Raw genomic sequence first — 18821 nt, forward strand, 5'->3', positions numbered from 1 at the left:
ATCAGTCCGTGTCCGCGGCCTCTTCGGCGTCCCCTTCGTCGAAGGGCTTGTCCGGCGTCGCGTCCGCGATGCCGGACTTCTCCGCCTGCTCGGCGGCGTCCTTGGCTTCCTTGATGTGCTCGCGGACCTCGGCGAGCTCGGCAGGCTTGTCGGTCATGGCGACTCCTTGGTTCAGCGGTTCCTGAGCTGCGGTTTCGCCAGGCCCAGCACGGCACAGACGATGAGGAACACGGCCACCACCGCCACGATCACCTCGAGGACCGGGACTCTCGCGGCCGCCGTCGTCAGGGTGATGATGCTCGAGACCAGCAGCAGCACGCCGGCCGCCAGGCTGAGCCAGCAGAGCGGGGTGGTTCGCGGGATGAGTTGCCAGCGGGTGGCCATCGCACCTCCTCGATCGGATCTTCCCGACGAAAATGCCCCGGGCCGGGGATGATCAAACGGCTCAGAGCACACGCCGCACTTCGGCGCCGGCTCGCAGGGCGCGGGGGATCTCGGCGACGGCGTCGACCGCCGCCAGCAGCCGGTCCACCTCCGCGGCGGACGCGGGGGAGTCCAGCTCCACCCGGTAGCTGATGCCGGTCGACGCCCACGTCTCCGGGTCGAAGCCGCCGCCTGCCGTCACGCGGACGCCGCGCAGCTTGATGCCCAGCGGCTCGGCCTCGCGGTACAGGTCGTTGAGGACGCACCCGGCGGCGGCGAGGTTCAGCAGGTGGCCGCCGGTGAAGTCGGTCTCGACGCTCACTCCCGCGGGCGTCCACCGATGGGGGAACGTCACCCCGCTGACGCTCCGCAGCGACCCGGCCCCCGCGACCACCTCGAACGCCGGCGTCACCGGCTGTGCCCGATCCATTCGTCCTCCCAGGCGTGCTCGTACCGTTCGCGGTTGCAGCGCGGCCGGTACACCGCCGTCAGCTCGCGGACGATCTGCTCGCGGTGCGGCCGCAGCCCGCCCGGCGGATCGTACGTGCAGATGTGCACCTTCCACCGCGAACCCGCCCGGGCGATCCAGCACGGCGCCCGCGGGTGGCGGAACGGGAGCCGCTCGGCGGCGAGGTCCTCGGCCTGCCCGACGTAGATCACGGCGTAGCGGCCCGGGTGGGCTTCGGCGTCGGGACGGCAGAGGATCGCGTAGACGGCCGGGGCCGCGGGCGGGGTCCAGCCGCCGAGCAGCCGGGGGCCTTCGAACGGGTAACCCGCCGCCGTGCCGAGGCGGATCACGACCGGTCCAGCGCCGGCAGCAGCGCCGCCAGCTCCTCGAGCCCCCGCAGGTCCTGGCCGGAGACGAGCACGTCGATGTGCGGGCGCACCACGCTCATCCCGAGCGAGTCACCGCCGGGGTGCGGGTTCGTCCACACGAGACGGTGGCACAGCCGGGACAGCCGTTCGGCCGCCCGCGCCAGGACGTCCGGGTCGCCGCGGTCGAGGCCGTCGGAGCAGACGACGACGATGCCGCCGCGGCACCGGCCCCGCCGGCCCCACGTGCCGACGAACTCGGCCAGCGACGCGCCGATCCGCGTACCGCCGTCCCAGTCGAAGACGGCCTTCGCGGCGCGGTCGAGAGCCTCGTCGACGTCACGGGTGCGCAGCTCGTCGGTGATCCGCGACAGGCGGGTGCCGAAGCAGAACACCTCGACGTGCGTGGCGGCCCGGCCCGCCGAGTACGCGAACTGCAGCAGGGCGCGCGAATAGTCCGCCATCGACCCGGAGACGTCCAGGATCAGCGTCAGCGGACGCGGCCGCACCCGGCGCCGCCGCCGGTGCAGCCGGGCGGGTTCGCCGAACAGCCGCAGCGACTCCCGCACGGTGGCGCGCAGGTCCGCGAGCGGCCCGGTGCGGGCGGGGAGGCTCCGGCGGGTCTGCCGTCGCGGGGAAGTGAGGCGCAGTCTGACGGTCATGCGCCGGATCGCCGCCAGCTCTTCGGGGGTGCAGGCGCCGAACGCCTTGTACCGCAGGCTGTCCACAGTGGACGCGGCGAGTCCGGCGGCATCGGGGGTCTCCTGTTCTTCCCCGGGTGACGCGGACTCCGGCAGGGAGAGCACGGCGTCGGACTCCAGGGTGGCGGTGAGCGTGGCGAATTCGGACGCGCCTTCGGCGTCGAGGAAGTAGCGGCGGAAAACCTCGTCGTAGTGCGCGATGTCCTCGCGGCGGCGCACGAGCGTCACCCGGCCCGCCCAGTAGACGTCGACGAGGTCGGCCGGGTCGAGCCGGGCCGCGGCGCGGCAGTAGGTGAGCACGTCGCCGGTGCCGACCGCGAGCCCCTCGGCCCGCAGTGCGCGCCCGAACCCCGCGAGGACCCCGGCGAACTCAGGCACCGGAGGTGAGCTCCGCCAGGTGCTCACGCACGAGCTCGAGGTCGTCGCGGTCCTTGACCACGGCGCCGAGGGTGTCGGCGGCGGAGGAGAGGTCGAGGTCGGCCGCGCCGAGGAAGGTGAGCATCCGCGCCCAGTCCACGGTTTCCGCGACCCCCGGCGGCTTCGCCAGATCGAGCTCCCGCAGCCGGTGCACGGCGGCGACCACCTTGCGGGTCAGCGTTTCGGTGACGCCGGGCTCGCGGACGCGCACGATCTCGGCTTCGCGCCCGGCGTCCGGGTAGTCGATCCAGTGGTAGAGACAACGGCGTTTCAGCGCGTCGTGCAGCTCGCGGGTGCGGTTGGACGTCAGCACCACGACCGGAGGACTGTCCGCGGTGATCGTGCCGATCTCGGGGATCGTCACCTGGAAGTCGGCCAGCAGCTCCAGGAGGAAGGCTTCGAACTCGTCGTCGGCGCGGTCGATTTCGTCGATGAGCAGCACCGCGCCGGCCCCCGCGCGCACCGCGGCCAGCAAGGGCCGTTCCACCAGGAACTTCGGCCCGAAGAGCTGGTCGACGGCCGTCTCGCCGGACGCCTCGTGCTCCGGCAGGGCTCGGATCTGCAGCAGCTGGCGCGCGTAGTCCCATTCGTAGAGCGCCTGCGCGGTGTCGATGCCTTCGTAACACTGCAACCGGATCAGGCGTTTTCCGAAGACCGCGGCCAGCGTGCGCGCCAGCTCGGTCTTGCCGACGCCGACCTCGCCCTCCAGCAGTAGCGGGCGGTGCAGGGAGACCGCCACGAGCAGCGCGGTGGCGAGGCCGCGGTCGGCGAGGTAACCGCCGCCGCGCAGCGCCCCGGTGAGGCCCGCGACGGTGTCCGGGTAGTCCATCTACCGGTCCGGGCCGAGCACGAGGTCGCCGACCGTCGAGTCGCCCAGCTTGCCCTCGCGGGCCAGGCGGGCGCGCCAGGCGGCGGCCGGGTCGTCGTCTTCGGCGAACCGGTCGAAGCCGACGTTCGCCATGCTCTTGCACGATTTCTGCGGTCCGCAGTCGAGGTCTTCTTCGGTCTGGCCGCCGGCACGCCAGACCGCGCGGAGCACCTTCAGCGCGTCGCCGGGCTCGTCCATGGGGTGGACGGTAACTCGGTCGGACGCTGGGCCGGGCCGTGGATTAATGGTTCGCTTATCCACGCCTGTTTCGGGACCGGGGTCACAGAGAGTATCTGAGCATGACGTTGGGCCAGCTGAACGCGTTCGTGCTGGTGGCCAGGCTGGGTTCGGTCACCGACGCGGCGAAGGCGCTCGGGGTCAGCGAACCCGCGGTGTCCCAGGCCCTGGCCGCGCTGCGCCAGCACCACGGCGACAAGCTGCTCATCAAGCGCTCCGGCGGCATGACGCTGACCGCGGGCGGCAGCCGGCTGCTGCCGATCGCCTCGCAGATGGTCGCGCTCGGCGCCGAGGCGGACGCCGCCGTCCGGCAGGCCAACGGCGTCGCCGCGCGGCTGCGGCTCGCGGTGACCAGCGAGATCGCCGAGTTCGTCGCGAACCCGCTGCTGGAGGCGTTCCGGAGACGCGCGGGGAACACGATCGACGCGAACGCCGGCGTGGCGCGCACGGCCGAGCTGCCGGTGCTGGTCGCCAACCGCCTGGCCGACGTCACCCTCGGCCCGCAGCTGAGCGTGGAAGGCGGGCAGGACCTCGACAGCGTGCCGATCTTCCGCGGCTCGCTGGTCGTGGTGGGCGCCCCGAACGCGCGCCACCAGGGCGGCCCGGCGCACTGGCCGTGGCTGCTGGACCCGGCGGGCGCCGACCCGGGCAGTGACACCGGGCGGCTGCTGCGCGCCCTCGGCGTCGCGGACGACGCGATCCAGGTGTTCCCCAACCAGACGGCGGCGTGGTCGGCCGCGGCCAGTGGCGGCGGGGTGTCGGTCGCGCTGGAACACCTGGTGGCGCCGCAGCTGCGGCGCAAGGAGCTGGCGGTGGTCCCGACCCGTGCGACCCCGGTGTCGGCCTGCTGGTTCGTGACGACGCTGCCGACGGACCGCCGCACCGGCGCGGCCAACTCCCTGCGGCACTTCCTCGGTACACCGGGCGCGATGCACGTCATGCGGGCGCCGGGCAGCGGGGTGCCGCCGTCGCGGTTCCGGCCGCCGGTCTACGTGACGATCTGGAGCTGACGGCGTTCCACTGGCCGGAACACCGGACTGTCCCGCGAGCCGGGCCGGTGCGACGGTCGGAGCATGGCTCCCGTGATGGCGGCGATCGTCGGCCCCGGCAACATCGGCACCGATCTGCTGGCGAAGCTGCGACGCAGTGAAGTTGTCGATGTCGGTTACGTCGTCGGCGTGGTCGAGTCCGACGGGCTCGAACGCGCTCGCGCGCAGGGGATCGCGGCGTCCGCCGAGGGCGTCGACTGGCTGCTGCGCCAGGATCCCTTGCCCCAGCTGGTGTTCGAGGCGACGTCGGCGAAGGCGCACGCCGCGAACGCGCCGCGCTACGAGGCCGCCGGCATCCAGGCGATCGACCTGACCCCGGCGCACCTGGGCCCGATGGTGTGCCCGCCGGTGAACCTCGGCGCGCACCTCGACGCCCCGAACGTCTCGATGATCACCTGCGGTGGCCAGGCCACGATTCCCATGGTGCACGCGGTTTCCCGGGTGACGCCGGTGCCGTACGCGGAGATCGTCGCTTCGGTGGCTTCACGCGGCGCGGGCCCCGGGACCCGGGCCAACATCGACGAATTCACCCGCACGACGTCCGGCGCGGTGGCCGAGATCGGCGGCGCCGGGCGCGGCAAGGCGATCATCATCCTCAACCCGGTCGAGCCGCCGATGATCATGCGGGACACGGTGTTCTGCGCGATCGGGATCGACGCCGACCGCGACGCGATCACCGCGTCGATCCACGAAATGGCCGACGAGGTCCGCAAGTACGTCCCCGGCTACGCGCTGCGGGCGGATCCGCAGTTCGACGACGCGCGCGAGGAGTGGGACGGCAACGCGCGGGTCGGGATCTTCCTGGAGGTCCGCGGCAACGGCGACTACCTGCCGGAGTACGCGGGGAACCTGGACATCATGACCGCCGCGGCCGCCCGGGTGGGCGAGCTGATGGCGCGGGCGAAGCAGGAGGTGCCCGCGTGAGCAGGCCCGAGTTGAAGCACGACGTCCGGATCGTCGACACCACGCTGCGCGACGGCAGCCACGCCATGGCGCACCGCTTCACCGAGCAGCAGGTGCGCGACACGGTGCGCGCGCTGGACCGCGCCGGTGTCGAGGTGATCGAGGTGACCCACGGCGACGGCCTCGGCGGATCGTCGTTCACGTACGGGTTTTCCGCCGTCGACGAGCTCAAGCTGATCGCCGCGGCGCGGGAAGAGGCGAAGCAGGCGAAGATCGCGGTGCTGCTGGTGCCCGGCATCGGCACGGCCGAAGACCTGCAGCGCGCGTTCGACGCGGGCGCGGAGATGGTCCGCGTCGCGACGCACTGCACGGAGGCCGACGTCTCGCCGCAGCACTTCGGCCTGGCGCGGGAACTCGGCATGGAGACGGCCGGGTTCCTGATGATGGCGCACCGCACGCCGCCGGAGGACTTGGCGAAGCAGGCCCGGATCATGGTGGACGCGGGCTGCCAGGCGGCGTACGTCACCGACTCGGCGGGCGCGCTGCTGATGCACGAAGCCCGCGCGCGGTTCGAGGCCCTCGTCGCCGAGGTCGGCGACCAGGCCTGGGTCGGGTACCACGGGCACCAGAACATCTCCCTCGGCGTCGCGAACTCCGTGCTGGCCTACGAAGCCGGCGTCCGCTACATCGACGGGTCGCTCTGCGCCCTCGGCGCCGGGGCGGGCAACTCGCCGACGGAGGTCCTCGCGGCGGTGTTCGACCGGCTGGAGGTCGGCACCGGCCTGGACGTCGGCGGCCTGCTGGACGCGGCCGAGGAGATCGTCCGCCCGTACCTGCAGCGCTGGCCGAAGATGGACCGCAACGCGATCGTCCAGGGCTGGGCCGGGGTGTACTCGAGCTTCCTGCTGCACGCGGAACGCGCGGGGGAGCGCTACGGGGTGCCCGCACAGGCGATCCTGCGGCGGTGCGGGGAACTCGCACTGGTCGGCGGGCAGGAGGACATGATCATCGACGTCGCGGTGCAACTCGCCGCGGAAGGATAGGCAACCGGATCCGGGGTTCGCGCGTGGTGGAGGCATGGACACTGCGACGACTCAGGACCGGAAGGCCGCCGAGCTGGAGATCGTGACCTTCCGTGCTCTGCGGGAAGGGCCGCCGTACAAGGAGGCGTCGGGTTGGCGGCTGGCCCCCGCGGTGGTGGTCGACGTGCTGCTGCACCTGATGGTCGGGCTGATCGTCGCGACTTTGATGGGCGCTGAATCCTGGTTGTTCTTCACCACTCTGGTGACGACGTACGTCACGGCGTCGTTCGTGCACCGGGTCCTGCTGCGCCGGTGGTGGGGCGTCACCATCGGCGGGGGCATGGCCCAGGTCCGCTGGGTCGACACCGAGACCGGCCGGACGCCGACCCTGGTGCAGCTGGCCGTTCTGTGGTTGTTCGCGTCGCTGTTCTCGCTCCTGACGGCGCTCAGCGGCGGCTAGCGAACCGGTCCAGCGCGCCGAGCGTCCAGGCGCGTTTCACCGGGCTGCCGCGGTGCCCGGAGTGGTCGTCGATCAGCAGTTCCGCGCCCGGCCACGCCCGCGCCAGCTCCCACGCCGTCGTGACCGGGCAGCTCAGGTCGAGGCGGCCGTGGACCAGCACGCCGGGGATGCCCGCCAGCAGTCCGGCGTCGCGGATCACCGCGCCTTCCTCGAGCCAGCCCGCGTTCGCGTAGTAGTGGGCCGTCAGCTGCACGAACGCCATCATCGCGTCGTCCGGCGGTCCACTGTGGACGCGCGGGGTGGCGCCCGGTTCGAGCGACAGCACCGTGTCCTCCCACTCGCGCCAGGCGAGAGCTGCGCTGTCTCGCTGTGCCGGGTCTTCCAGCAGCCGGACGTAGTCGGCCACGACGTCGGGGGAGCCGCCGCTGAACCGTTGCCACGCCTCCGGGAAGAACCGGCCGACCCCGCGGTAGAGCCAGTCGATCTCGGACCGCCGCGTCGTGCTGATCGCGCTGACCACGATCTCCGACACCCGGTGCGGGTACCGCTGCGCGTAGACCAGCGCGAGCGTCGTGCCCCACGAACCGCCCGCCAGCAGCCAGCGTTCGATGCCGAGGTGCTCGCGCAGCCGTTCCAGGTCGGCGACCAGGTGGTCGGTGGTGTTGTGCGCCAGCGACGTCGCCGGGTCGGCGGCGTGGGGGAGGCTGCGGCCGCAGCCGCGCTGGTCGAGCAGCACCGCGCGGTAGCGGGCGGGGTCGAACACCCGCCGCATGCCCGGCGCGCAGCCCTGGCCGGGCCCGCCGTGCAGCATGACCGCCGGCTTGCCGTCCGGGTTGCCGCAGGTCTCCCAGTACACGCGGTGCCCGTCGCCGACGTCGAGCAGCCCGTGGTCGTACGGCTCGATCGGCGGGTACAGCTCGGTCATCGGCGCACCTTCCCGTGTTCCCTTCCGGGGTGATGATCATTCCGGGTCGTCGCCGCCCACACGAGGGGATTTTGATGAGACGCAGGATTCACCCCGCGCACGGTGACTTCGCCGCACACCCCGCAGAACGTCACCTCGCTCGGTTCGGTGCAGCTCGTCATGGCCGCGACCCAGACGGCGTACGTCTACTCCACCTTGCGGGTGAACACCGCGTCGAACACGACCCTGGCCGACAACGAGGTGCGCTGCGCCGGCCCCGGCGGCTGGACGAAGACCGAGGTCCTCAGCCAGAACGTGCTGATCACGACCGCCGACGCCCCGGCCTCGCTACGGCTTTGACGGGTAACGGCTGCGTGCCGAAGTTCGGCTTCTACGTCAAGACCGACTGGCTGTCCGGCTCGACCGGAGCGGTGCAGATCTCCTCGGGCCTGCTGTCGGACACGACCGGCTCGGCGGCCACGCACCCCTCCGCGATGAGCCACGCCTTCGCCGTCACGTACTGACCAACCGGGCACGCCCTGTTGGTCAGGTAGGGCGCCGCTTACTGGTCCGGAAGGGCGCGCCGGGTGCCCGGCACGCCCAACCGGTCAGCGGGTTCGCCTCGTTTACTGATCCGGCTGGGCGCGCAGGCGGTTCGGCGCGCCCTTTCCGGTCAGGCGGGTTCGCCGAACCATCGGCGCAGTGCGGTTTCCAGGCCCGCGGTGGTGCCGTCTTCGGTGGCCCAGGCGATGTGGCCGTCCGGCCGGATCAGCACCCCGGTCAGGGCGGGCTCGGTTTTCGCGGTGAGCACCCCGACCCGATCGGCCCAGCCGCTCGCCGTCCCGCGCAGGTCTGCGGACTCGGCGAGGTCCAGCAGCAGGCCCTTGCCGTCCTGGAGGTGCTCGCCGAGCCGGGTCCCGTCGGCGAACGCGAAGTCGGGGGCGGCGCGGCCGGTGAGGTCGTGCTCGCCCTCGATCGGGTAGCGGTGCAGCACGCCGGAGAGCTTCTTGGCCAGGTAGGTCGCGCCGTCGCCGGTGTTCAGCAGGTCGGTGACGACGTGGCGCAGGGCCTTCGCCCGCTCGTCGGTGCGCATCAGCGCGATCTGCGCCCGCGTCCACTCGAGCACCCACTCGCCGATCGGGTGCCGTTCGGTGGTGTAGCTGTCGAGCAGGCCGTCCGGCGCCCAGCCGCGGATCGTCGCGGCCAGCTTCCAGCCGAGGTTGACCGCGTCGCCAACACCGAGGTTGAGGCCCTGCCCGCCGAACGGCGAGTGCACGTGCGCCGCGTCGCCCGCCAGCAGGACCCGGCCGCGGCGGTAGGTGCTCGCCTGGCGCGCGTTGTCGGTGAAGCGCGTCGCGGTGTGCACCTTCGTGACACGAACGTCCATTCCGGACACTCGCCGCAGGCTGTCTTCCAGCTCCTGCGCGGTGATCGGCGCGTCGCGGTCCTCGGGCGGCCCGTCGAACTCGACGGTCAGGATCCGGCCCGGCACCGGCCCGTGGACGTAGATGCCGTGGTCGGTGTGGTTCCAGCCGGGCCGGAGCGCGTCGGCGCCGGTCAGCTCGACCAGCGCCTGCCGCCCGGTGACGGCGGGATCGGTGCCCGGGAAGTCGAACCCGGCGCGCTTGCGCACCAGGCTGCGGCCGCCGTCGCAGCCGGCCAGCCAGCCCGCGCGTACCTTGTCGTCGCCCAGGTGGACGGTCACGCCGTCGTCGTCCGCCTCGAACCCGGTCACCTCGACCCCGCGGCGCACCTCGACCCCCAGCTCGGCGGCGCGTTCGGCGAGCAGGGCCTCGATCGCCTGCTGCCGGACCATGACCGCCCCGGCCGCCGGGCCGACGTCGCGGAACGCCGGATCGTCGAAGTGGACGCCCGCCGAGCTCACCATGATCCCGGCGAAGTGCCCCACCGGCGGCACCGGCTTCGCGCCGCCGCCCCCACGGCTCTTCATGAACTCCCGCATCCGCGCGAGGTCTTCCTGCACCAGCGCCTGGAGCGCGGGCAGCATGCCGCGGCGGTAGAGCGCCTCGGCCGTCGGCAGGTTGATGGACCCCGCCTTGATCGTCTGGTCCGGTTCGGGCAGCCGTTCGGCGACGAGCACGTCGACGCCCGCCATGCGCAGTTCGCAGGCGAGCATCAGGCCCACCGGTCCGCCCCCGGAGATCACCACATCCCTGTTCATGCCTTCGATGATGCCGACAAACTTTTACCGAGTCAAACTTTGTGCTCGGTCTATACTCTCGGTTCATGGCGGATCACGGACTGCGCGAGCGCAAGAAGCGGGCGACCCGGCAGCTCATCGCGGACGTCGCGAGCGGCCTGTTCATCCAGCGCGGCTTCGAAGAGGTGACGGTCGCCGAGGTCGCCGAGGCGGCCGGCGTGTCCAAGATGACCGTCTTCAACTACTTCCCGCGCAAAGAGGACCTGTTCCTCGACCGCCACGCCGACCGCCTGGCCGACCTGGTCGCGGCGGTGCGGACCCGCCCGCCCGGTGTTTCGGCGGTGAGTGCCCTGAGACGCCACCAGCACGAACTGCTGGCCGCGGGCCACCCCCTGTCGGGAGCGATCGCGGGCGGCCCGGGCTTCTGGTGGGTGCTGACCTCGAGCCCCGCCCTGACGGCGCGCTGGTACGAGCAGGAACGCGAGATCGCGGAGGCGTTCGCCGAGGTCTTCACCGAGGAAACGGGCGACGCGTTCCGCTCCCGTATGGCCGCCGGCCTCCTGACCACGGCGATCACGACGATCTTCAGTCACGCGATGAACCGCATAGTCGCGGGCGACGACACGGAGACGGTTCGCCGGGAGCAGGTCGCGGTCATCGACCAGGCGTTTGACCTGGTGGAACACGGGGTGGGCGACTACCCGGGTTGAGCTTCGCGAACGCCTTGCTCAGCGGAGGGCCTTCTTCGCGCCTTTCGCGACTGCCTCGGCCACCGCGGCCAGGGCCGGCGAATCGAGCTTCCACTGCTGCCAGTGCAGCGGGACGTCGAGCGGGTGATCCGGGGCCAAGTCCACCAGGGTGCGCTCGGCCGCCTGGGCTTCCGGGACCATGCCCCAGCCGAGGCCGGCCGCCACCGCGTCCGCGAAGGACTCCGATGCCGGGATGTGGTGGCGCACCATCGTGAAGCTCCGGCGCCGGGTGAGGGCGCGGAGGAAGCGATCCTGGAGGTCGTCCTTGCGGTCGAACACGATCACCGGGGCCGTGGGGAGCAGCTGGGGGAGCGGGGCGCCCGTCAGGCGGCGCTCGACGAACTCCGGGGACGCCATCGCGCGGTAGCGCATCCGGCCCAGGCGGCGGGACGTGCAGCCCTGCACCGGCTGCGGGGCCGCCGTGACCGCGGCCATCACCAGGCCTTCGCGCAGCAGCGCCGCCGTGTGATCCTGGTCGTCGCGCTGGAGGTCGAAGCAGATTCCCAGGTCGTCGGGCACGGCGGCGAGCGCGGGCAGGAACCACGTCGCGAGGGAGTCGGCGTTCACCGCGATCGACAGCGTTCGCGTGCCCTCCTCGCCGAGGCCCAGCTCGCCGAGCGCGTCCTGCTCCAACTGGGCCAGCGACCGCGCGAACCGCACCACCACCTTGCCCGACTCGGTGAGCCGCACCGGTTTCGTCCGCAGTAGCAGCACGCGGCCGGTGCGCTGCTCCAGGGCCTTCACCCGCTGGCTCACCGCCGACGGCGTCACGTGCAGCACCGACGCCGCGGCGTCGAAACTTTGCTCGTCGACGACGGCGAGCAGGGTCCTGACCTGGTCGAGCGGCAGCTCCGACATCACGAGCGCTAATGTTACGTAAGAATCTTTAGCTGGAGTAATGCAGCCGCCGGCGCCTAACGTCGATGCCGTGCTCGCTCTTCTGCTGGCCGGGTTCGGTACCGGCCTGTCCCTCATCGTCGCGATCGGTTCGCAGAACGCCTTCCTCCTGCAACAGGGCCTGCGCGGCGGCGCCGTGGTGCCCCTAGTCGTCATCTGCGCCGTGTCCGACCTGGTCCTGATCGGCCTCGGGGTCAGCGGCCTCGGCGCCGTCCTCGGCCGGTGGCCGACCGCGATCGGCGTGATCGCCGTGGGCGGCGGCCTGTTCCTGCTCGGCTACGGCGCGCTGGCCGCGCGGCGGGCGTTCCGGCCGTCGGTGATGAACGTCGGCGACGAGCGCACGCCGCTGCGCAAGGCCGTCTTCACCTGCATCGGCTTCACCTGGCTCAACCCGCACGTCTACCTCGACACTGTGCTGCTGCTCGGCTCGATCGCGGTCGCCCACGGCGACGGGCGCTGGCTCTTCGGCCTCGGTGCGGGCATCGCCAGCGCCGTCTGGTTCAGCGCGCTGGGGTTCGGCGCCCGCCGCCTGGCCGGGGTGTTCGCCCGGCCGGCGGCGTGGCGGGTCCTCGACGCCGTTATTGCCGTGACGATGACCGGCCTCGGTGCGACGATGCTGCTCAGCCGCGTCTGATCACCCCGCCCCCGTCACCACAGCTGCCCCCTGTCCTCGGCCGGCGGGCGTTCCAGGTCCAGCAGGAACTCCTTGCGCTTCAGCCCGCCCGCGTACCCGGTGAGCTTGCCGTTCTTCCCGACGACGCGGTGGCACGCCACCAGGATGCTCAGCGGGTTGCGCCCGACCGCCGCGCCCACTTCGTGAGGCAGCCCGCCGACGGCCTTTGCGAGGTCGCCGTACGTGGCTGTCTCGCCGTACGGGATTTGGTCGATCGCGGCCCAGACGTCCCGCTGGAACTGGTCACCTTCGGCACGCGTCGGGACGTCGAATTCCGTGCGCTGCCCGGCGAAGTACTCCTTCAGCTGCCGGACGGCTTCCGGGAACGCCGTGTCGTCACGCTCGCCGAACGTCGTACGGTCCGGTCGCGTCCAGTGGTGCGGGAAGTACAGGCCGGTGACGACGCTGCCGTCGTCGTCGCCGACCAAAGTGAGTTCGCCGATCGGCGAGTCGATGATCGCGTGTTTCATCAGTTCTCCCAACTGCTGCCGTCCGCCCGCGCGCCACGCAGGCCGGGCAACGGACATTCTTCGAGGGTGGCCGTGGCCACCGTCCGATGTGGACTCCACGACGTGGAGGCCGCCAGCCGCCGGGCCATTCCGGCCCAGCCCGCCGGCGTCGCGCTGACGACCCAGACGTCCGGTTCGGGTGCCGCGAACCGCCGGGCTTGACGCAGCCACGACGCCGCCGTCTCCGGCCACGTCACCGTCGCCAGGACGAGCCCGCCCCACGCTTCGGCGATCCGCTCGCCGTTCGCTCGCGACACCGGGTCGGCGGACGTGCCGATCACGACGTGCCGGGCCCGGCCCACCAAGCGCACCATGGCTTCGAGCTCCTCCTCGGTCATGCCGCGTCGTGGAACACGAGCCCGAGCGTGTGGCGGCGCCCCGAGCGGACCGCCGAGACGCCATGGCGCACGGGAGACGCCGACCAGCCGCGGGCCGAGCGGACCGGACGGTCGCGGGTGGTGAACACCAGGCCGTGACCCTGCGGGATGAGCGTCGCCGTGCCGCGGGACTGGGCCCGCGGCCGTTGCTCGACCAGGAGGAACTCGCCGCCGGTGTGGTCGGTGCCCGGATCGTTCAGGTTGATCACCACCTGCAGCGGGAAGACCTTGTCGCCGTAGAGGTCCCGGTGCAGGGCGTTCCAGCCGCCCTCTTGGTAGCGCAGCAGGATCGGTGTCGGCCGGGCCTGGCCGGCGTCGTGGCAGATCGCCAGCCACTCGTCGAGGGTGTCGGGCCACTCGGCGTCGCGGCCGAGCCGGGCGGCCCAGTCACGCGCGATCGGCAGCAGCCGCGGGTAGAGCGCCTGCCGCAGCGCGTGGACCGGTTCCGGGAACGGCTCGGCGAAGTAGTGGTAGTCGCCGTGGTCCCCGAACCGGTGCCGCCGCAGGTTGACCGTCGCCCGGAAGTGCCCCGGCTCGTCCCAGAGCGCGACGAGCTTCGCGCATTCCGCGGGCGTGAGCAGCCGCGGCAGCAACGCGCAGCCGTAGTCGTCGACCTCGGTGGCCACCGCGGCCCAGTCGGCCGAGGCGACGCGCTTCTCGAAAGTGCTCATATCTGGTAGACGCGTGGGCGGGGCAAAACGTGAGATCGGAATTTTCGCCGGGTGTGTCGAGGCTCCGGGCCGATCGGAAGCTGGAACTCACGTGGTGGGACCGGGGTCGCGTGCCTGGGGTGGGTTGGCGTGGGTAGGCGGGGTTGCGTGATGGTGGGCCGGAATTCGCGGGATCAGAGGCAGGGGTCGCGTGATCAGGCTCGGGATCGGCATGGTCGGGGCCGTGGCTCGTGTGGTTGGGGCCGCGGCTCGTGATCAGGACTGGAACGGTCGTGGTCGGGGCAGAACCCGCGTTGTGGGGGCCAGGCTCGTGTGATGGGGGTCGTGGGTGGCGTGGCCAGGCTCGGAATAGGTGTGATCCCGGTCGTGGTCCGTGTGATCCGGGTCGGTCTCCTGTGATGGGAGGCAGAACTTGCGCGATCCGCGGCGGGGCTCGTGTGGTGGGTCGGGACTCGCGTGACTGAGGCCGGATTGGCGTGAGCGGGGCGGGTGTTGCGTGCCGAGGGCCGTGGTTGGGGCCGGAATTCGCGTGACCAGAGGTGGGACCCGGGTGATCGGGCCGCACCCGCGACCCGGGGCGGGACTCGGGTGACCGGGGCCGGACTCGCGATCCGGAGTGGGGCTCGCGACCTGGGGTGGGCTCGTGTGGTTGGGGCCGGGTCTCGCGATCTGGGGTGGGCTCGTGTGGTTGGGGCCGGGACCCGCGATCTGGGGTGGGCTCGGGTGTTGGGGTTGGAACCCGCGATCTGGGGTGGGCTCGTGTGGTTGGGGCCGAGACCCGCGATCTGGGGTGGGCTCGGGTGTTGGGGTTGGAACCCGCGATCTGGGGTGGGCTCGTGTGACCGGGGCCGGGTCTCGCGATCTGGGGTGGGCTCGGGTGGCCGGGACCGGAACCCGCGATCCGGGTCGGGCTTGGATGGTTGGGACCGGAACCTGCGATCCGGGGCTCGGGTGGTTGAGGCCGGGACCCGGGGTGGGACGCTGGTGGCCGGTGCCGGATCCCCGATCCGCGGCGGGACTTGCGTGATCGGGGCCGGGACTCGCGTGATGGGGGGGCGTCACTCGCGAGGACCGGCCCGGAACTCAGGCCGCTTCCATCGTCAGCAGGGTTCGCTTGGCCTCTTCACCGCCGGCGTATTGGCCGAACGAGCCGTCCGAGCGGACCACTCGGTGGCAGGGGACCACCACCGGGAGTGGGTTCAGGGCGCACGCCGTGCCTACTGCTCGAACCGCCTTCGGGCTTCCTGCGGCCGCGGCCACCTGGGCGTAGCTTTCCGTGTGGCCGTAGCCGATGTCCGGGAGGTGCTCCAGTACCGAGAGCCGGAAGCCGCGGGCCAGGCGGAAGTCCAGGGGGACGTCGAACGCGCGGCGGCCGCTCGTGAAGTACTCGTCCAGCTGGCGGGCCACCGGGTCGAGGCGGGCCGGGGCTCGGAGGATGCGGGGGCTGATCGTCGAGGCCAGGTCGGCCAGGACCGCGTCGTGGTCCTGGCGGTCGAAGGCCACCTTGACCAGGCCGCGGTCCGTTGCGGCCAGCAGCAGGGGGCCGACCGGGGAGTCGACGGTGCGGTAGGCGAGGTCCAGCAGCCCCTCGCGTTCCGCGTCGGCGACCAGGCGCTCGTGCAGGTGGTCCGGGTTGAGTTCGTAGGTCACCGGAAGCGACGCGAAGATGTCCGTCATGAGTGCGCTCCTTCCAAGCTCACGGGGTAGGTGGCCCGCAGGGCCTTGACGCCGTCGGCGGCCGCCCGGCGGGCGGCGTCCGTGGTGCCCCCGGTGATCTCCGCGATTTCGCGGTAGGGCAGTCCGGCGAGGTAGTGGTAGGCGACGGCGGCGCGCTGCTTGTCCGGCAGCTTCGCCAGCGCGTTCCACAGGTCGCCGTCCCATTCCTCGGCGCGGCCGGGCCGGTCCGGGACTTCGCCGACCGGGACCGGGCCGCGTGCTTGGGCACGGGTGACGTCGATGGCCTTGCGGTGCGCGATCGTGACGAGCCACGCCTGGACGTTGGCGCCCTCGGGCAGCTCGGGGTACGCCTTAAGCGCCGAGAGGAAGGTCTCCGACCAGGCGTCTTCGGCGTCGGCGGGGCCGAGCACGGCCCGGCAGACCCGGAGGACCATCGGCCCGTGCTCGGCCACGACTTGCTCGAACGGTTTCACGATCACACCTAGTAGACGCCCTGGACGCCGAAACGTGAGATCGAGTTTGTCACGCGTACGGGTAGACCCAGTAGCCGTCCCCGTCGAGCAGGTGGTTCGCGACGAGGAACTGCCGGACGTTCGCCAGCAGCGCCTGGTAGTCGCCGCTCAGCACCGGCTGGACCGCGTAGGACGCGCCGCGGTCGACGCCCGGTGTGGGCAGCGTCGCGCCGTCGTAGGTCGTGTCGAACGGGTAGACCGCGCAGGCGTTGACCAGCCCGTCCGGCCGGGTCGCGTAGCCCGGGCCCCAGCGCTGGGTGCAGGCCAGCTCGGCGGTCGTGCGGTGCGCCGCCTGGGCCGCCGTGTCGTAGTGCAGCCGCGTGACCGGGTACGTCCGGCTCGAGCCGGTGCCCTGGTAGCCGGGGTTGCCCGGGACGAAGTGGCCCTGCCGGAGGCCGGGATAGGTGCTCGAGAAGCTGTTCATCGCGTTCCGGACCAGCGTGGCCGACGCCGTGAAGCCGGACGTCGCCGAGTTGTCCAGGACGTAGAGCGGCTGGAACCCGAACGCGCAGTCGCTGCCCGCCGCGTACGCCGGGTCCAGCAGGCGGGCGACGTCGCAGCGGAGGTACGCACTGTGCGCGCCGGTCACGAGCGTCGTCCGGGCACCGGTCTCCTCGGCGACCAGGTGCCGCTCGCCGACGTACCAGGTGCGCTGTTCCGCCTGCACCGACGGCGCATCGGCGGGGGACGCCGGATCCGTGCCCTCCATGGTGAACACGTGCGTCTCGTCGGACTGCGCCCGCCAGTCCGCGACGCTCTTGAGCACCTGCGCGCTCGCGTCGTCGCAGTGGGCGGTGCCGGTCGTGTAGCGCGGGCCGCAGCTCATCGAGACACCGAACCTCATCGCGTCCGTGACCACGCCGGTCAGCGACCAGCCGACCATCCGGGTGGCGACTTCGAGGCGCCGTTGCGCCGGCAGGAGGTTGCTGGTCGAAATGACCCGCGCCCAGGCCGTGCCGATGACCGCGCAGCCCGCCTCGGGACAGGCGTAACGCTGGTAGGTCATGTCCGTGATGGTGCAGCTGGCGAACCGGTTCTTCGTCCAGTAGCCGTTCTTGATGTCCTTGTGGCACTCGTCGAACGTCACAGGTGCCGGGACGTTCTGGTCGAGGCCAGAGAGCTGCTGGGCCTGTGGCGCGGCGGCCGCGGGGACGGCGCGGAAAACGCCGACCGACCGGTCGGGCGCCGCGTGTGCGATACCCGGAATGATCGAAAACAGCACCGCCACGATTCCGAGCGCGCCACCGAGCCTTCTTCGAAAAGGCATTACTCCCCATTTCTGCCGATCCGGAAATCGATTCACGGACAAGGGCTGTCACGCTAGCGCAGCCCGATCGGCGGGGTCACTCCGACGAAGGAGTGAACGGAAAGTGTTGCCCCATGAGGCAATCACACGTTCGAGGCGGTTCCGCTCACGACGGTGGCACCCAGTTCCGCGGAATTGTGCACCCGCGGTGACAGTCCGGCCGCGGCGAAGATTTCCCCGGCGACCGGAGCCTGCCGTTCACTCGATTCGATCAGCAGCACGCCGCCCGGAGCGAGCCAGTCCGGAGCGCCCGCGGCGACCCGCCGGGCGAGGTCGAGCCCGTCCGCGCCGCCGTCGAGCGCGGACAGCGGTTCGTGCAGCCGCGCCTCCGGCGGCATGGTCGCGACGGCCTCCGACGGCACGTACGGCAGGTTGGCCAGCAGCACGTCGACACGGCCGCGCAGCGAATCCGGCAGGGCGTCGTAGAGGTCACCCAGGTACACCTCGCCGGGCACGTTCACGCGGGCGCACTCGACGGCCGCCGGCTCGACGTCGGCCGCGTGCAGTTCGGCCGGGCGAAGCGCGGCGGCGAACGCGGCCCCGAGCGCGCCGGACCCGCAGCACAGGTCGAGCACGACCGGGCCGGGCGGGGACAGCGAGACGGCGACGTCGACCAGGAACTCCGTGCGGCGCCGCGGCACGAACACCCCGGGCGCCACGGTGATCCGCAGGCCGTGGAACTCCGCCCAGCCGAGCAGGTGCTCCAGGGGGAGGCCCGCGACGCGGCGCTCGACCAGCTCGTCGAGCTCGGCTGCCGTGGTCGCGGCGGCGAGCAGCAGGTCCGCCTCGTCTTCGGCGAACACGCAGCCGGCGGCGCGCAGCTTCAGGACGACGTCGGCGTGGAGGGTGTCGGGCACGGGTCACCGTACCCCGGCACTCAGGCCTGGACCTGCACCGCGTCGCCGACGCCGAGGCCGTCGAAGAACGCCGCCGAGTCGGCGTCGGACAGGTGCACGCAGCCGTGGGACGGCGCGTCCAGGGGCCCGGCGTGGAACGCGATGCCGCCGGCGGCGAAGAACACCGAGTTGGGCATGTTCGTGCCGTAGATGCTGCTGTGGTGGTCGCGGTCCTTCCAGACGACGTGGAACGACCCGGCCGGCGTCGCCTGGTCCGGCGGGCCGAACCCGGCCGGGACCGGGCCGCGCACCACCTGGCCGTCGCGCAGCAGCCAGGCCAGGTGCTGCGACAGGCTCACGCACGCGCCGGTCTTGACGTCGCAAGGCGGTGCCGGCGGCGGCGTGGTGGTCGGCGTGGGCGTCGCCGACGTGGTCGGCGGCAGCGTCGAGGGCTCCGCGATCAGGCTGGGCGTCGTCTCCCTCGGCGCGGCGCAGGCCGCCGTGACCAGCAGGAACCCCAGCAGGGCCACCACCCGCGTGCTGCGCATCCGTCGTCTCCTCGTTGTCGTGCGTCCGCAGACCAGTACGGGTGAAGGGCCCCGAAGGTTGAGCCGGGTGTGCAACCGGCGTGTCCCTGCGTGCAGCGTGGCTACCGC

At 72.0% G+C, this 18821-nt stretch carries 26 protein-coding genes; 8 read left to right on the forward strand and 18 right to left on the reverse strand.

Going from position 1 to position 18821, the window contains the following annotated elements:
• Position 1: 1 nt before the first annotated feature.
• From ACIOD2_RS01375 to ACIOD2_RS01405, 7 genes are all read right to left on the reverse strand, one after another.
• Positions 2-157 (reverse strand): hypothetical protein, encoded by a 156-nt coding sequence (locus ACIOD2_RS01375; RefSeq protein WP_400532982.1) that lies wholly within the window; start codon positions 155-157, stop codon positions 2-4.
• A 14-nt stretch (positions 158-171) separates the two neighbouring features.
• Positions 172-384, reverse strand: coding sequence for a hypothetical protein (locus tag ACIOD2_RS01380; RefSeq protein WP_400532984.1), 213 nt, complete (start codon positions 382-384; stop codon positions 172-174).
• A 61-nt stretch (positions 385-445) separates the two neighbouring features.
• The gene (locus tag ACIOD2_RS01385) at positions 446-853 is read right to left on the reverse strand and encodes an OsmC family protein (RefSeq protein WP_400532986.1); all 408 of its coding nucleotides are present in this window, start codon (positions 851-853) and stop codon (positions 446-448) included.
• Positions 832-1221 (reverse strand): hypothetical protein, encoded by a 390-nt coding sequence (locus ACIOD2_RS01390; protein WP_400532988.1) that lies wholly within the window; start codon positions 1219-1221, stop codon positions 832-834. Before ACIOD2_RS01390 ends, ACIOD2_RS01385 begins: the two co-directional genes overlap by 22 nt.
• Positions 1218-2315: a VWA domain-containing protein gene (locus tag ACIOD2_RS01395; RefSeq protein WP_400532989.1), complete on the reverse strand. Its 1098-nt coding sequence runs from the start codon at positions 2313-2315 to the stop codon at positions 1218-1220. The genes ACIOD2_RS01390 and ACIOD2_RS01395 overlap by 4 nt, the downstream gene beginning before the upstream one ends.
• On the reverse strand, positions 2308-3183 hold the full coding sequence (locus ACIOD2_RS01400) for an AAA family ATPase (RefSeq protein ID WP_400532991.1): 876 nt from the start codon (positions 3181-3183) through the stop codon (positions 2308-2310). Before ACIOD2_RS01400 ends, ACIOD2_RS01395 begins: the two co-directional genes overlap by 8 nt.
• Complete coding sequence (locus ACIOD2_RS01405; protein ID WP_400532992.1) at positions 3184-3420, reverse strand: hypothetical protein; 237 nt, start codon at positions 3418-3420, stop codon at positions 3184-3186. It lies immediately after the preceding gene.
• A gap of 101 nt (positions 3421-3521) precedes the next feature.
• On the opposite strand from ACIOD2_RS01405, the gene ACIOD2_RS01410 reads away from it, so the two are divergent.
• The 4 genes from ACIOD2_RS01410 (at position 3522) to ACIOD2_RS01425 (ending at position 6893) form a co-directional block, all read left to right on the forward strand.
• Entirely contained in the window at positions 3522-4469 is a 948-nt protein-coding gene (locus ACIOD2_RS01410; RefSeq protein ID WP_400532994.1) for a LysR family transcriptional regulator, read from the forward strand.
• A 63-nt stretch (positions 4470-4532) separates the two neighbouring features.
• Complete coding sequence (locus tag ACIOD2_RS01415; protein ID WP_400532996.1) at positions 4533-5432, forward strand: acetaldehyde dehydrogenase (acetylating); 900 nt, start codon at positions 4533-4535, stop codon at positions 5430-5432.
• Entirely contained in the window at positions 5429-6454 is a 1026-nt protein-coding gene (gene dmpG, locus ACIOD2_RS01420; RefSeq protein ID WP_400532998.1) for a 4-hydroxy-2-oxovalerate aldolase, read from the forward strand. The genes ACIOD2_RS01415 and dmpG overlap by 4 nt, the downstream gene beginning before the upstream one ends.
• 34 nt (positions 6455-6488) lie before the next feature.
• On the forward strand, positions 6489-6893 hold the full coding sequence (locus tag ACIOD2_RS01425) for a hypothetical protein (RefSeq protein WP_400532999.1): 405 nt from the start codon (positions 6489-6491) through the stop codon (positions 6891-6893).
• Here ACIOD2_RS01425 and pip read toward each other — a convergent pair.
• Complete coding sequence (gene pip / locus ACIOD2_RS01430) at positions 6880-7818, reverse strand: prolyl aminopeptidase (protein ID WP_400533001.1); 939 nt, start codon at positions 7816-7818, stop codon at positions 6880-6882. The genes ACIOD2_RS01425 and pip overlap by 14 nt on opposite strands.
• Before the next feature lie 102 nt (positions 7819-7920).
• On the opposite strand from pip, the gene ACIOD2_RS01435 reads away from it, so the two are divergent.
• Positions 7921-8157, forward strand: a complete 237-nt coding sequence (locus tag ACIOD2_RS01435; RefSeq protein WP_400533003.1) for a hypothetical protein — start codon at positions 7921-7923, stop codon at positions 8155-8157.
• Between the two features lie 14 nt (positions 8158-8171).
• Complete coding sequence (locus ACIOD2_RS01440) at positions 8172-8321, forward strand: hypothetical protein (RefSeq protein ID WP_400533004.1); 150 nt, start codon at positions 8172-8174, stop codon at positions 8319-8321.
• A 149-nt stretch (positions 8322-8470) separates the two neighbouring features.
• On the opposite strand, the gene ACIOD2_RS01445 is transcribed toward ACIOD2_RS01440, so the two are convergent.
• Positions 8471-9979 carry an FAD-dependent monooxygenase gene (locus ACIOD2_RS01445; protein WP_400533005.1) on the reverse strand — a complete coding sequence of 503 codons (1509 nt, stop codon included), beginning with the start codon at positions 9977-9979 and terminating at the stop codon, positions 8471-8473.
• A gap of 65 nt (positions 9980-10044) precedes the next feature.
• Between ACIOD2_RS01445 and ACIOD2_RS01450 the strand changes: the two genes are divergently transcribed.
• Positions 10045-10668, forward strand: coding sequence for a TetR/AcrR family transcriptional regulator (locus tag ACIOD2_RS01450; RefSeq protein ID WP_400533007.1), 624 nt, complete (start codon positions 10045-10047; stop codon positions 10666-10668).
• Between the two features lie 18 nt (positions 10669-10686).
• Here ACIOD2_RS01450 and ACIOD2_RS01455 read toward each other — a convergent pair whose 3' ends face one another.
• Positions 10687-11568 (reverse strand): LysR family transcriptional regulator ArgP, encoded by an 882-nt coding sequence (locus ACIOD2_RS01455; RefSeq protein ID WP_400533009.1) that lies wholly within the window; start codon positions 11566-11568, stop codon positions 10687-10689.
• Positions 11569-11635: 67 nt separating this feature from the next.
• Here ACIOD2_RS01455 and ACIOD2_RS01460 point away from each other — a divergent pair, with 67 nt between their 5' ends.
• Entirely contained in the window at positions 11636-12238 is a 603-nt protein-coding gene (locus ACIOD2_RS01460) for a LysE/ArgO family amino acid transporter (protein WP_400533011.1), read from the forward strand.
• Between the two features lie 14 nt (positions 12239-12252).
• Here ACIOD2_RS01460 and ACIOD2_RS01465 read toward each other — a convergent pair whose 3' ends face one another.
• From ACIOD2_RS01465 to ACIOD2_RS01500, 8 genes are all read right to left on the reverse strand, one after another.
• On the reverse strand, positions 12253-12747 hold the full coding sequence (locus ACIOD2_RS01465; protein WP_400533012.1) for a methylated-DNA--[protein]-cysteine S-methyltransferase: 495 nt from the start codon (positions 12745-12747) through the stop codon (positions 12253-12255).
• Positions 12747-13124 (reverse strand): hypothetical protein, encoded by a 378-nt coding sequence (locus ACIOD2_RS01470; protein WP_400533014.1) that lies wholly within the window; start codon positions 13122-13124, stop codon positions 12747-12749. Before ACIOD2_RS01470 ends, ACIOD2_RS01465 begins: the two co-directional genes overlap by 1 nt.
• Positions 13121-13834: a 2OG-Fe(II) oxygenase gene (locus tag ACIOD2_RS01475; RefSeq protein ID WP_400533016.1), complete on the reverse strand. Its 714-nt coding sequence runs from the start codon at positions 13832-13834 to the stop codon at positions 13121-13123. Before ACIOD2_RS01475 ends, ACIOD2_RS01470 begins: the two co-directional genes overlap by 4 nt.
• Before the next feature lie 1083 nt (positions 13835-14917).
• A complete protein-coding gene (locus tag ACIOD2_RS01480; protein ID WP_400533018.1) occupies positions 14918-15511 on the reverse strand; it encodes a methylated-DNA--[protein]-cysteine S-methyltransferase in 594 nt (197 codons plus the stop codon).
• Positions 15508-15990: an RNA polymerase sigma factor gene (locus ACIOD2_RS01485; RefSeq protein WP_400533020.1), complete on the reverse strand. Its 483-nt coding sequence runs from the start codon at positions 15988-15990 to the stop codon at positions 15508-15510. The genes ACIOD2_RS01480 and ACIOD2_RS01485 overlap by 4 nt, the downstream gene beginning before the upstream one ends.
• A gap of 43 nt (positions 15991-16033) precedes the next feature.
• On the reverse strand, positions 16034-17245 hold the full coding sequence (locus ACIOD2_RS01490) for a transporter (protein WP_400533022.1): 1212 nt from the start codon (positions 17243-17245) through the stop codon (positions 16034-16036).
• 167 nt (positions 17246-17412) lie between these two features.
• On the reverse strand, positions 17413-18186 hold the full coding sequence (locus ACIOD2_RS01495) for a putative protein N(5)-glutamine methyltransferase (RefSeq protein WP_400533024.1): 774 nt from the start codon (positions 18184-18186) through the stop codon (positions 17413-17415).
• Between the two features lie 20 nt (positions 18187-18206).
• The gene (locus ACIOD2_RS01500) at positions 18207-18713 is read right to left on the reverse strand and encodes a L,D-transpeptidase (protein ID WP_400533025.1); all 507 of its coding nucleotides are present in this window, start codon (positions 18711-18713) and stop codon (positions 18207-18209) included.
• Positions 18714-18821 lie beyond the last annotated feature (108 nt).

Origin of the sequence: Amycolatopsis sp. NPDC088138 (genome assembly GCF_044741685.1) — a bacterium.
Taxonomy (GTDB): domain Bacteria; phylum Actinomycetota; class Actinomycetes; order Mycobacteriales; family Pseudonocardiaceae; genus Amycolatopsis.